9 protein-coding genes and 1 pseudogene are annotated in these 12336 nt (G+C 70.3%); 8 read left to right on the top strand and 2 right to left on the bottom strand.

Going from position 1 to position 12336, the window contains the following annotated elements; translation table 11 throughout:
• The first annotated feature begins 19 nt into the window (after positions 1-19).
• From A3CQ_RS0105375 to A3CQ_RS0105345, 7 genes are all read left to right on the top strand, one after another.
• Complete coding sequence (locus A3CQ_RS0105375; protein ID WP_040431328.1) at positions 20-688, top strand: ThuA domain-containing protein; 669 nt, start codon at positions 20-22, stop codon at positions 686-688.
• Positions 685-1455 carry a sugar phosphate isomerase/epimerase family protein gene (locus tag A3CQ_RS0105370; RefSeq protein ID WP_020509890.1) on the top strand — a complete coding sequence of 257 codons (771 nt, stop codon included), beginning with the start codon at positions 685-687 and terminating at the stop codon, positions 1453-1455. The genes A3CQ_RS0105375 and A3CQ_RS0105370 overlap by 4 nt, the downstream gene beginning before the upstream one ends.
• The gene (locus A3CQ_RS0105365) at positions 1452-2432 is read left to right on the top strand and encodes an NAD-dependent epimerase/dehydratase family protein (protein ID WP_026205340.1); all 981 of its coding nucleotides are present in this window, start codon (positions 1452-1454) and stop codon (positions 2430-2432) included. Before A3CQ_RS0105370 ends, A3CQ_RS0105365 begins: the two co-directional genes overlap by 4 nt.
• A 56-nt stretch (positions 2433-2488) precedes the next feature.
• Positions 2489-3289 (top strand): GntR family transcriptional regulator, encoded by an 801-nt coding sequence (locus A3CQ_RS0105360; RefSeq protein WP_020509888.1) that lies wholly within the window; start codon positions 2489-2491, stop codon positions 3287-3289.
• Between the two features lie 167 nt (positions 3290-3456).
• Positions 3457-4482, top strand: a complete 1026-nt coding sequence (locus A3CQ_RS0105355) for an SIS domain-containing protein (RefSeq protein WP_020509887.1) — start codon at positions 3457-3459, stop codon at positions 4480-4482.
• Positions 4479-5375 carry an N-acetylglucosamine kinase gene (locus A3CQ_RS0105350; protein ID WP_020509886.1) on the top strand — a complete coding sequence of 299 codons (897 nt, stop codon included), beginning with the start codon at positions 4479-4481 and terminating at the stop codon, positions 5373-5375. Before A3CQ_RS0105355 ends, A3CQ_RS0105350 begins: the two co-directional genes overlap by 4 nt.
• A gap of 12 nt (positions 5376-5387) precedes the next feature.
• Positions 5388-7304, top strand: a complete 1917-nt coding sequence (locus A3CQ_RS0105345) for a primary-amine oxidase (RefSeq protein WP_040431327.1) — start codon at positions 5388-5390, stop codon at positions 7302-7304.
• 90 nt (positions 7305-7394) lie between these two features.
• On the opposite strand, the pseudogene A3CQ_RS62540 reads toward A3CQ_RS0105345, so the two are convergent.
• Positions 7395-7761: pseudogene (locus A3CQ_RS62540) on the bottom strand (helix-turn-helix domain-containing protein); the annotation flags it as partial.
• Positions 7762-8267: 506 nt separating this feature from the next.
• Positions 8268-10418 (bottom strand): MMPL family transporter, encoded by a 2151-nt coding sequence (locus tag A3CQ_RS0105335; protein ID WP_020509883.1) that lies wholly within the window; start codon positions 10416-10418, stop codon positions 8268-8270.
• 155 nt (positions 10419-10573) lie between these two features.
• Between A3CQ_RS0105335 and A3CQ_RS57115 the strand changes: the two genes are divergently transcribed.
• Entirely contained in the window at positions 10574-11158 is a 585-nt protein-coding gene (locus A3CQ_RS57115; protein ID WP_157295318.1) for a TetR family transcriptional regulator, read from the top strand.
• The last annotated feature ends 1178 nt before the right edge of the window (positions 11159-12336 follow it).

Genomic DNA, 12336 nt, shown 5'->3' with positions numbered 1-12336 from the left:
CGACGGAAAGGCTTCCACCATGGCTGGACAACAGCCGGCAACGGCAATGGTCATCGTCAACGGCGATGACATCCACCACGACCTGATCAGCGCCTCACTCGTCTACCAGCAACTCGGCATCGAGGCGGGCTTCGTGACCCGCCGGGCCATGGGGACCAACCGGTTCGTCGAGCCCCGGCCGGAGACGGCGGACGCGGATGTGTACCTCTTCTACACGGCCGGCGGCCAGTTCACGACCGAACAGCAGGAGGCGCTCGCCGACGCCGTCCGCGGCGGCAAGGGCTACGTGGCCGTCCACGGCGCGAACATCATGGGCTTCGACGCCGCCGACCGGCCGCTGTTCGAGCTGCTCGGCAACCGGTACCTCTCGCACGGCCCCGGCCACCACGAGGGCCGGCACACCATCGAGATCGTCGGTGGCCACCCGATCGCCGACGGGCTGGCGGACTTCGAGCTGTTCGACGAGTACTACGAGTTCGAGCTCGCGGACGACGACATCCAGGTGATCGCGCAGCGGCGCCGCGCCGACGGCGTCGTGATCCCGGTGATGTACGCCCGCGAGGCCGGCCGGGGACGCGTGGTGTACCTCGCCCTCGGCCACGACATGCGTTCCTGGGGCGAGCCCCCGGTACGCGAGCTCGTCCGGCGCGCGCTGCGCTGGGCCGCCGGATCGGAGAAGCTCGCGTGACGGCCCGGCCTCTCGCGGTGATGGCCTATACGGTGCTCGAACAGGCGTCGCAGGACCTGGAAGGAACCCTGGACCGGGTGGCCGCGATCGGGTTCCGTGGGATCGAGACGTACGGTCTGGTCGAGCAGTACGGGCCGCGACGCGTCCGGGAGGCCGTCGCCGGGGCCGGGCTGGAGATCACCAGCGCGCACACTCCCTTCCCGGCGGGGAAGGAGGCCGAACGGCTGCTCGACGACGCGGCCGAACTGGGCGCGAGCATTCTGGTGTGGAGCATGGAGCGGGAGGAGTTCGACTCGCCCGATGCCATCAGTGCGGGGCTGCGGCGGGTCAACGAGGCGGCCGAGCTGGCCGCGGGACGTGGCATGACGATCGCCTACCACAACCATTTCGCCGAGTTCTCGCAGCGCTTCGACGGCGTGCAGGCGTACGACCTGTTGCGCGCGCAGCTCGACGACCGGGTCGTGTTCGAGCTGGACGCCTACTGGGCGCAGATGGGCGGGGCGGACGCGGCCGAGGTGCTGCAGCGCCTCGGGGACCGGGTACGCCTCGTCCACATCAAGGACGGGCCGGCCGTAAGCTACGAGGACGACATCATGGTGCCCATCGGGGAGGGACGGATCGACTGGACGCGTACGCTCACCGCACCCTCGGGGCTGCGGTGGCACATCGTCGAGCTCGAGCGTCTGAACGTCGAAACCTTCGAGGCGCTGCGTCGCAGCTACGCCTACCTCGTCGGCGGCGGGCTCTCGCTTGGGGCAGTGCGATGAGCGCGCGAGTGCTCTTCCTCGGCGGCGCCGGCATGATCGGCTCTGCGGTCCTGGCCGAGGCGGTCACGCAGGGGCTGCGCCCGACCGTCGTCACCCGCGGCGAGCCGTCCCGGCCGGTGCCGGACGACGTCGAGCAGCTGCGGTTCGACGTACGGGACATCGAAGCTCTTCGTGCGGCCGTGACAAAACGCAGCTATGACGCCGTGGTCAACTGGGTCGGCTTCACGCCGGCCGACCTTGCGGGCCAACCGGAGCTGTTCGCCGGGATCACGGGCCAGTACACGTTCATCAGCACCTGCACGGTGTACGCCCGCCCGGTGCCGCACCTGCCGATCACCGAGTCCTCGCCGGTCGCACAACCGCGCTTCGGCTACGGCAACGGGAAGATCGCCTGTGAGCGCCTGCTCACGGACGCGTACCAGGAGGCCGGGTTGCCCCTGACGATCGTGCGGCCGTTCCACACGTACGACGAGACGACCGTGCCGTTCCCCGCCTCGTGGACGACGGTCGAGCGGATGCGGGCCGGCAAGCCCGTCGTCGTGCACGGTGACGGCACCTCGTTGTGGACGCTGATGCACTCGAGCGACTTCGCGCGGGCCTTCGTGCCGCTGCTCGGCAACCTGCACGCGGTCGGCGAGACCGTCAACCTGGTCAGCGGGGACATCCTCACCTGGGACCAGATATATCGGGGCCTGGCCGCCGCGGCCGGGGTCCGGGAGCCGCAGCTGCGGCACCGTTCCAGCGAGACGATCGCCTCGCAACTGCCCGCCTGGGGCGACGTGCTCGCCGAGGACTTCCGGCATTCCATGCTGTTCGACACGGCGAAGCTGCGGGCCCTGGTGCCGGGCTTCGCCCCGCGGTGGAGCTTCTCGGCCGGCGCCCGGGCGATCGTCGCCTACCACGACGCGGATCCGGCCCGGCGGCAGTTCGACGCCGAGCTGGACCACGCCTACGATGTCCTGGCGGCGAGGCCCTGATGGCCGGACACCCCACCCGACTGCACCGTTCCCAGCGCGAAACGGCTGTGCATACGATGAAGCTGACCGACGACGCCGAAACGGCTCAGGCTCCGACGGACCCCCGCGAGGTCACGTCGGCGATCAGCCCTGACTACCCGGAGCCCCTGTGGGTCCAGGCGGTCAACATCATCACCGGCGAGATCGAGGCCGGCGTGCTCAAGACAGGCACGCGGCTGCCTCCCGAACGCGAGCTCTGCCAGCAGCTCGGCATCTCCCGCGTGACCCTGCGCAAGGCGCTCACGAAGCTCGTCGGCGACGGCGTCCTACGGCCCGCGCACGGGCGCGGCTGGTACGTCGCGCAGACCAGCGCGACGAAGGAATGGCCCAACAGCCTGGAGTCCTTCAGTGAGACGGCCGAGCGCATGGGGCTCGCGGCCACCTCGAAGGTGCGGCGGTGCGAGGAACGGCCGGCGACGCTGGACGAGGCCGAGCTCCTGCTGATCGCTCCCGGGACGCCGATATTCCGGCTGGAACGCGTCCGGCTGCTGGGTGGCATGCCGATCGCGCTGGACACCACCCGGATCGCGCTGAGTCTCGTGCCGGACATCGGCACCGTCGACTTCGCGCAGGCCTCGCTCTACGAGGAGCTGGCCAAGCGGGGCATCGTGCCGTCGCGAGCGGACGCCACGATCGAGGCCGAAGAGGCCGACGCCGAGGTCGCCGCGCTGCTCGACCTCGACGTGGGCAAGCCGCTGCTGGTGATGCGCCAGGTCGCGCTCGATCAGGACGAGCACCCGCTGTTCTCTTCGATGATCAAGTACGCCGGTGATCGGTACCGGCTGCGCACCTCCTTCGCGCGCTCCAGTCCCGCGTAATACCACCTGCGTACCACTTGGGCCGCCTCGCCTGGCGGCTCCTCCGTTACCGCTGCATGTATTGCCGAGGCGGCCTCGTCGTGGCCTCAAGTGGTTTTGAATTGGTATATAGTGGTTTTGATTTCTGTTCCAGGCAAGTCTCATCATCAGACGGAGGACACGCGGCCATGCCCGACGGATACATCAGTTACGCCGCCGCACGGCAGACGCAGGCGGCCGAACTGACCGCTGTGGTGCCCCGCATCGCCGAGCAGCTCACCGCCCTGCGCGCGGCCGGGCGCCTCGCCGGCCCCGGTCCGATCTTCGTCGGGATCGGCGCGAGCCACGCTGCGGCGGCCGCACCCGTCTGGAAACTCCGCAGCGATGGGGTGCACTCCTGGCGACTGGGCGCCGGCGACCAGCCGCTTCCCTTCCCGGACAGCGACCACCCGGTGGTCGGCATCTCGCAGAGCGGGCGCAGCGCCGAGACACTGGCCGTGCTGCAGTCGGTGCCCGAGCGCCTGCGGCTCGCGGTCGTCAACACCGCCCCCTCGCCCATCGCCCGTCTTGCCGGTGGCGTCGTGGGCCTCGGCAACATCGCCGACAGCTACGCCTCGACGATCGGCTACACGGCCACCGTCACGGCCCTCGGTATGCTCGCCGATGCCTGGGACGGCGGAACCGTCGATGCCGGCTGGACCGAACTGGGCGCCCTCTTCGCCCGCACCGAACAGGCGGTCGGTGACCTCGTTCGCGGCCTCGCCCCGCTCTTCGCCGACGCCACCTCGGCCGACTTCGTCGGCGCCGGCCCCGCCGCCGGCTCCGCCGAGGCGGGCGCCCTGCTGCTGCGGGAGGTCGCGCGCATCCCGTCGAGCGGCATGAGCACCCGGCAGTACCTGCACGGCCTGATGGAATCAGCCGGTGGCAGCGTGCACGTCGTGTTCGGCGACGGCCGTGAGCTCGACCTCGCCTCGACCCTTTCGACAGCCGGGCACCACGTCATCCTCGTGACCGCCGAGCCCGTCGCGCCGGGCCCGGCCCTGCACCCGGTACGGATACCGCGCCGGCCGGCCGCCCAGCGGGCCGTCCTCGAGGCCCTCGTGCTCCAGATCCTGGCCGGGGCCGTCGCGGAGGCCCGGGGCGTCGACATCGAGGAATTCGTGTTCCACAACGCCGACACCAAGGTCTCGAGCAGCACGGCGGCCGCGAAATGAGCGGACTTCTGGTCGGCATGGACGCCGGCGCCAGCAAGCTCGCCATCCGCATCGAGTCCGCGGACGGAGAACGGCTCGTCGACATCGCCATCGCCGCCGACGGCTGGGAAGCCGAACCCGCCGATGACGCCGTGGCCTGGCTGCTGCGGCACCTGACGAGCGTGCTGCCCGCGGGCGGCCGGATCGCCGCGCTCGGCCTGGGCGCCCAGGGCTGCGACAACCCGGAGGTCGCCGCCGCCCTGCGGGACACGCTCGGTGCGGCCGGTATCCCCGCCGTCGTGGTCAACGACGCCGCCCTGCTTGTCCCGGCCGCCGGAGCCCTGGCCGGGATCGGCGTGATCGCCGGTACCGGCGCGATCGCCGTCGGCGTGTCCGCCACCGGCGAGGCTCTGGCCGCCGGCGGCTGGGGCTGGGTGCTCGGCGACGACGCGGGCGCCGTCGGCCTCGTGCGCGAGGCCGTCAAGGCCGCGCTCCTGGCCAACGACGCGGGGGAGCCGGACGACGGGTTGCTGAGCGCGCTGCTGGCCACCTACCACGTGACCACGGCCGAGCGGCTGGCCCGCGCGGTCAACGACGAACCCACCATCGAGAACTGGGCGCCGCACGCCCCGGCCGTCTTCACCGCCGCGGACGCCGGTTCGGCGCGGGCCGAACGGGTCATCGCGGCCGGGGCCGATCACCTGGCCGTACTCGTCGACCAGTTGCTCGGCCGGGGCGCCATCGGCGACATCGTGGTAGCGGCCGGTGGCGTGATCATGCGTCAACCACGACTGCGGGACGCCTTCGCGCAACGGCTGCGCACACAGCATCCCGAACTGTCCTTCCAGGTTCTGCCGGACGCGCCGGTCGCCGGCGCCGTCACGCTGGCGCGGCGCCTCGCCCATTTCGACTAACGGAGGCTGACGATGATCGCGACTCACCCCCTCGCCCCGATGACCGCCGACGAGTACCGGGCCACCCGCGAGGCAGTCCGCGCGGCCGGGCTACTAGGCGAAACCACCCGCTTCGCCTACGTCGGACTGGAGGAACCGCCCAAGCCGGACGTGCTGGCCCATCGGGACGGCGACCCGGTACCCCGGGCGGCCCGGGCCTTCCTGATCGACGTGCACACCGGCCAATCGGACGACGTCGTGGTCGACCTGACCGCCGGCCGGGTGGCCCGGCGGCACCGGCTCGACCCGCGCACCGACGGCCAGGTGCCGATCCTGGACGAGGACTTCGCCAAGGCCGACGAACTGGTCCACGCCGACCCGCAGTGGCAGGCGGCGATGGCCCGGCGCGGGCTGACCGACCTGTCGCTGGTGCGGGCCTGCCCGCTGACCGCCGGCTCGTTCGGGCTCGACGGCGAGGACGGCCGCCGGATGGTCCGGGTGCTGGCCTTCGTGCAGGAGCACCCGAAGGACCTGGCCTGGGCCCACCCGGTGGACGGCGTGGTCGCGTACGTCGACCTGATCGAGGGGGCCGTGCTGAGCGTCGTCGACGCGGCCGGCCACCCGGTGCCGGCCGAGACCGGCGACTACGACGACCCGGCGGTACGCGGCCCGGAACGGACCACGCTGCGGCCCATCGAGATCACCCAGCCCGAGGGCGTCAGCTTCACGCTCGACGGCCACCGGCTCCAGTGGGAGGGGTGGTCGCTGCGGGTGGGCTTCGACGCCCGCGAGGGGCTGGTGCTGCACCAGATCGACGTTCAGGACCGTCCGGTCGTCTACCGTGCCTCGATCGCCGAGATGGTGGTGCCCTACGGCGACCCGGCCCCCGCCCGCTTCTTCCAGACCTACTTCGACAACGGTGAATACCTGATCGGCAAGTTCGCCAACTCCCTCGAACTGGGCTGCGACTGCCTCGGCGAAATCGTCTACCTGGACGCCACGGTGGCCGACGACCACGGTGAGCCACGGGTCATCCGCAACGCCGTCTGCATCCACGAGGAAGACTTCGGCGTGCTCTGGAAACACACCGACATCTTCAGCGGCTCGGCGCAGACCCGCCGCCAGCGCCGCCTGGTCATCTCCTTCTTCTGCACGGTCGGCAATTACGACTACGGCTTCTACTGGTATCTCTACCTCGACGGCACGATCGAGTTCGAGGCCAAGCTGACCGGCGTGGTGTGGACGGCGGCCCATCCCGGCCCCGGCCACCCCTACGCCACCGAGGTCGCCCCCGGCCTGGCCGCCCCGGCCCACCAGCACCTGTTCAGCGCGCGCCTGGACATGACAGTGGACGGCACCACCAACGCGGTCGACGAGATCGACGTGCGGGGGCTCCCAGTGGGGCCGGACAACCCGTACGGCAATGCCATCGTCCGCGACGTGACCCGGCTCCGGCGCGAGTCGCAGGCCGACCGCCTGGCCGCGCCGGAGAAGGGCCGCGTCTGGCGGATCGCCAACCCGGGCGTGCGTAACCGGCTCGGCCAGGAGACGGCCTACGTGCTGCACCCCCAGCCGGGGCCGACGCTGCTCGCCGACGGCTCGACCACGCTGGCCCGGCGGGCCGCCTTCGCGACCCGGCACCTATGGGTCACCGCCTACGACCCGGCCGAGCGCTACCCGGCCGGCGACTTCGTCAATCAGCACCCGGGCGGCGCTGGACTGCCCGCGTTCCGCGCGGCCGACCGGGACATCGACGGCACCGACATCGTGCTCTGGCACACCTTCGGGCCGACCCACTTCCCGCGACCCGAGGACTGGCCGGTGATGCCGGTCGAGCGGTGCGGTTTCACGCTGCGGCCATACGGCTTCTTCGACCGCAACCCGACGCTGGACATCCCGGCGCCGACCGCCGGCGATCACTGTCACGCCGGCGGCCGTTACGAGCATTGAGGCTGTCCACCACACGACCGTCCCAGCGCTCAGCCACCTCGGCCAGGGGGTTACGGTCATTCGCAGAGTCTTGGGCCCGGGCCGGCGATGCACGTTCACGCCGTGACGGTGGTGTTTGCCGCTGTAGTGGGACAACTGGTCGGCGACCCGGTCGATCGGGATCACGGTGCCGTCGAGGATGGAGCTGGGCCGGCAGGCGGACCCTGTGCATGGCGGTGTCCAGGTCGCCTGCGGTGGCGGCGAGCAGGTCGATGGCCTTGCGGATGTATCGCCAGGCCGTGGTCACACCGATCTCGAGTTCGCAGTCCAGCCGGATCAGCGTGTCGCCATTGCGCAGATGGGGCAAGGCGACCAGCTTGCGGGCCGCGTCGCGTGCTTGACGCCGGGTAGGCGCCAGGGCCTCGGCCGGATCGCCAAAGACGCCCTCGGCGAGGAAGGCCGCAAAGCCGTGCGCCATGGCCCCCACGGCGTGGATGAGGTCGAGCGCCTCGTCAGGCTCCCGGACGAGCTGCTCGGCGGGTTCCCTGAGCAGAGCCAGGACCCGGTCACCGGCCCGTCCCCGCGATCCTGCAGATTTTGCCGGCTCCGTACAAGCCGCCTGCATTGCTGAAGTTTGACCAGCGGATCGGCGCATGCCACGCAAACAATGTGGCGATGGCAACGTCCAGATCCGCGATGAAACACGGAGCCGCGGGCTGCCGGTAGGGCGTGCCGACGAAGGCTCATGCATCGACATCTAGGACTGTGTCGCGTTGTCTTCTGTTGGGCTGCTGTGCGGCGTTCGTGGGCGAGCGGGACCGGAGGTCGCAGCGGTGGGGTAGCGGTTCGTACACTGCGAACTCCGGCGCCCTGCTCGTTGTGGTGGGCGGTCGGTCCCGGGTCGGGCGTCGCGGCCCGCCCGCGGGCTGGTCTGATGCGCCCGGGGGCCAGCCACGACAGGTCAAGTTCGGCGAAGGTGTGCGCTCAGACACTCGCGGGGGCTGCGGCTGCCGGTTCTGTCGTCGTCGGCGCGCTGTCCTCGGCGGGCTCGACGGACAGGTGCGGCAGTGATCGGTCGATCCACCGTGGCAGCCACCAGTTCGCCCGGCCGAACAGGTGCATGAGGGCCGGCACCAGCACGGTACGCAGGACGAACGCGTCGATGAAGACCGCGCTGGCCAGGCCGATGCCGAACTCCGCGATGATCCGCTGACCGCCGAACACGAACGCCATGAAGACGCAGATCATGATGGTTGCCGCGGCGGTGATGACTCGGCCGGTCGACGCCTGGCCGATCGTGACGGCGTGCCGGTTGTCGCGGGTGTGCACCCATTCCTCGTGCATCCGGCTGACCAGGAAGACCTGGTAGTCCATGGACAGGCCGAACAGGATCGCCAGCATGATCGAGGGCAGGAACGCTTCCACCGGTCCGGGCCGTCCGAGGCCGAGGGCTTCGCTGCCCCAGCCCCATTGGAAGATGGCGACTACGACGCCGAACGAGGCGGCGGCGGCGAGCAGGTTCATGACTGCGGCGGTCAGCGGCACCACCACGCTGCGGAAGGCGATCAGCAGCAGCACGAAGCCGAGTCCGACGATGACGGTGATGAACAGCGGGAGTTTGCCGGTGAGGACGTCGGCGAAGTCGTCGAAGATGGCGGTCTGCCCACCGACGTACACCTGCATGGTGGTGCCCCGCTCGGCGGCCGGGATCACGTCGGTGCGCAGCCGCTCGATCAGCTTGCTGGTGGCCTCGTCCTGCGGCGAGGTGGTGGGGATGACCTGGACGATGCCGATCTGCGCGCCGGGCTGCGCGGGCAATGCGGACGCCGCGGCGACGCCGGGGGTGCGGGCCACGGCGGCGGCCAGTGCGGTGAGGGCTTGCTGGTCGGCGGCCGCCGGGGTCTGCGCGACCAGTTGCAGCGGCCCGTTGAAGCCCGGCCCGAATCCCTCGCTGAGCAGGTCGTACGCCTTGCGGGTGGTGCTGCCGGCGGGATCGTTGCCCTGGTCGGAGGAGCCGAGGCGCAGCGACAGGACGGGCGCGGACAGGGCCAGGATCACGATCAGCGCCGCCGCGGCGAGGGGTCTCGGGTTCCGTTCGACGAGGCCGGCCCAGCGCGCCCAGAAACCGCTGGCGTTGACGTCGTGCGGGCCGGCAGCGGCGAGTTGGCGCCGTTCGCGGCGGCTGAGCACCCGGGTCTTCATCAGGCCCAGCATCGCGGGCAGCAGGGTGATCGCGGCGACCACGTTGAACAGCACCATCAACGCCGCGGAGACGCCGATGCCATTGAGGAAGCTGACGTTCAGGACGAACAGGCCGAGCATCGCGACGCAGACGGTCAGGCCGGCGAAGATGACCGCGCGTCCGGAGGTGTTCAGCGCCCGCACGGCTGCCGTCTCGGGGTCGAGCCCGGCCTTGAGGCCGTTGCGGTAGCGGGTTACCACGAACAGGGCGTAGTCGATGCCTACGCCGAGGCCGATCAGGGTGGCGAAGGTCGGCGCGATCGTCGCCATCGTGATCGCGTTGCTGAGCAGACCGATGATGAGTGTCGCGGCCGCCAGCGAGATGATCGCGGTGACCATCGGCAGCAGCATGGCCAACAGCGAGCCGAACGCGATCAGCAGGATCACCGCGGCGGCGACCACGCCGACCAGCTCGGCCACATTCGTCGATACCTGGTTCGCCTGCTGGATCGCGTTGCCCCCGAGCTCGACCTGCAGCCCGTCGGTGCGCGCGGACTCCGCGATGCTCACGATGTTCTTGACGTCGTCGACCGGCAAGGCCTGGCCGAACTCGCTCAGGTGGAGAGTCGCGTACGCCGTGCGGCCGTCGGCGCTGATCTGCGGGGCGCCCTCCGGCGAGTACGGGCTGGTCACGCCGGACACCTGCGGCGCCGTGGCGATCCGGTCGAGCATCGCGCTGACCCGGTTTTTGACCGACGGGTCGGTCACGGTTCCCAGGTCGACCCGCCAGACGATCGTGTCCGACTCGCCCGCCTGCGCCGGGAACGACGACTGGAGCAGACTCAGCGCCTTGGACGACTCGGTGCCGGGCAGGTTGAAGTTGTCGTTGTACCCGGTGCCGACGGCCGCATTGACGGCGCCGATTCCCACCACTCCGCCCAACCAGAGCAGCATCACAATGAAACGATGCTGGAAGCACCATCGTGCCAAGCTGGCCATCACACCCCCTAGAATTAATTGAACGGCCGGTATCCTCCGGCGGAGGGTAAAGTGCGGCTGCTGTGACCCGGCTGAGATGATGACGAGCGCCACATCGAGGAGTGATGGACTTGGCTCGCACCGTAGGCAGCGCCGCCGAGGACACCCGCCGGCGCATCCTCGACGCGGCGACCGAGCTCTTCCACGAGCGCGGCTACGCCGGCACCTCGATCCGCCACATCACCGAACGCCTCGGCATGACCAAGGGCGCGCTGTACTACCACTTCACGTCGAAGGACGAGCTGCTCTACGCGATGGTGACCCCGCTGCTCGAGGCCGTCGCCACGTTCCTGGGCACCCTCCGCGACGCCGGGACGGTAAGCCCGGGACTCGTCCGGGAACTCGTCGATATCCTCGACGCCAACGCGCCTCTCGTCCGCTCTCTGGCCAGCGATCCGGCCGTCACCCGCGCCAAGCTGGAAGGCCGCGGTATCACGGCGCCGTTCGCCGAACTCGAGCGCAACTTCACCAGCTCGACCGACGCGACCACTGCCATCCGCGTGCGGTGCGCGCTCGGCCTGATCTTCACCAGTATCCTCGGACCGCCGCACGAGCAACCCGACAGCGCCTGCGGTCCGGCCCGACGGCTCACCGAGCCGGAGAAACAGTTCGTCACCGCAGCCGCCCTCGCTGTGCTCGCCGTGCCCGCCCCCTGAGTCTCAGGCATACCGGATGGGCCCCCCGGCAATCTCCATGGAATGCGCATAGTCGCGGTCGAGCGCCCATGGCATCGTTCCGAGTCGCTCGCCGACGGCGCGTACGACGATGGGCTGAAGCCGCTTTTTGGCGCTTGTGCAGTGCCGCCCCGTTGGCCTCGCGTCTATCTGCTTCGTCCTGCTCGTACCGCCGCCGTTGTCCCCGCTGCCGTCTGAGCCGCGTCCGTTCACCGTCGACGGAGGCGTCGGTCCTCGGCTGTGCCGTGCGGATGCCCTTGGCACGTTGCAGGTATGCGGGACTGGTCCACCAGTTTGATGTAGGTCTCGGCTGAGGGTGACCGGTTCCCATCGGCCATGGCCGGGACACGGCGATGCCGAGCCGAGATCGCAGTAGCGGCTGCAGGTACCGGGCGCAGTGCTCGGCGGTCGGCCGCGCGATCGGGGCGGCTACCTTAAGGCTGCTCTGATCGATGGCGATAGCGACGGCCGGAATGTCGCCGAGCACGCGCTGGGCGAAGATCCACACGCCTTCCACTGCGTCCTCGGCGTAGCGGTCTGTCCGGGCGCGGGTGTAGTCGTCGTGCTGATGCGCGAGCTGCGCCTCCCACGCCACCGTTCTGCTGCCGTCGGGAGAGGCCGCCAGGACATCGGCCGCCAATGCCCGTCTGGTCCGGTCGCTTCGAGGGTGGCGTGCCAGCCGGACAGCCGGACAGCCGGACAGCCACGGCGATCGCTGACTTGAGCAGGCGGTGATCGGGTGTTTCGCCGTTGAGCGGACAGTCGCGGCAGGCGACGTCGTGGGCGAAGAACCGCAACCCTCGTGGAGAGACCTCGGCGTGCATTGCCCCGCCGCAGGCCTGGCAGGTCAGCACGACCCGGGGTTGCACTCGGTAAATGCGGGTCCAAGCCGTGCCGGCGCTGAGGTCTGCGAGCGTCGCGTCGAGCTGCCCGCCCGGACCCCTGGGTAACCAGAGGCGGGTACGGCGCATCCGCTCGCATCGGTTCGGGGGTAGCGGCATTGATGGCTGGACCCGCTTGCGGCCTGGAGCGGGTCCAGCCGGTCTTTCACGGGGGTGGGATTGGCGCGATGGTGGCGGAATGCGCGAGTGTGGTTCACCGGTGAGCGCGGCGAGGGCCTCGGCGACGTCTTCTAGGTCCGCCCGGACGTAGGGCGAGCT

This window comes from Paractinoplanes globisporus DSM 43857, assembly GCF_000379645.1.
Taxonomy (GTDB): Bacteria; Actinomycetota; Actinomycetes; order Mycobacteriales; family Micromonosporaceae; genus Actinoplanes; species Actinoplanes globisporus.
This window is presented reverse-complemented; position numbering and strand designations above follow the sequence as displayed.

Bases quoted from the DNA above. Each gene is read 5' to 3' on its own strand.
- A3CQ_RS0105375 (WP_040431328.1), top strand. From the start codon at position 20: ATGGCTGGACAACAGCCGGCAACGGCAATGGTCATCGTCAACGGCGAT.
- A3CQ_RS0105365 (WP_026205340.1), top strand. From the start codon at position 1,452: ATGAGCGCGCGAGTGCTCTTCCTCGGCGGCGCCGGCATGATCGGCTCT.
- A3CQ_RS0105360 (WP_020509888.1), top strand. From the start codon at position 2,489: ATGAAGCTGACCGACGACGCCGAAACGGCTCAGGCTCCGACGGACCCC.
- A3CQ_RS0105355 (WP_020509887.1), top strand. From the start codon at position 3,457: ATGCCCGACGGATACATCAGTTACGCCGCCGCACGGCAGACGCAGGCG.
- A3CQ_RS0105350 (WP_020509886.1), top strand. From the start codon at position 4,479: ATGAGCGGACTTCTGGTCGGCATGGACGCCGGCGCCAGCAAGCTCGCC.
- A3CQ_RS0105345 (WP_040431327.1), top strand. From the start codon at position 5,388: ATGATCGCGACTCACCCCCTCGCCCCGATGACCGCCGACGAGTACCGG.
- A3CQ_RS0105335 (WP_020509883.1), bottom strand. From the start codon at position 10,418: ATGCTGCTCTGGTTGGGCGGAGTGGTGGGAATCGGCGCCGTCAATGCG.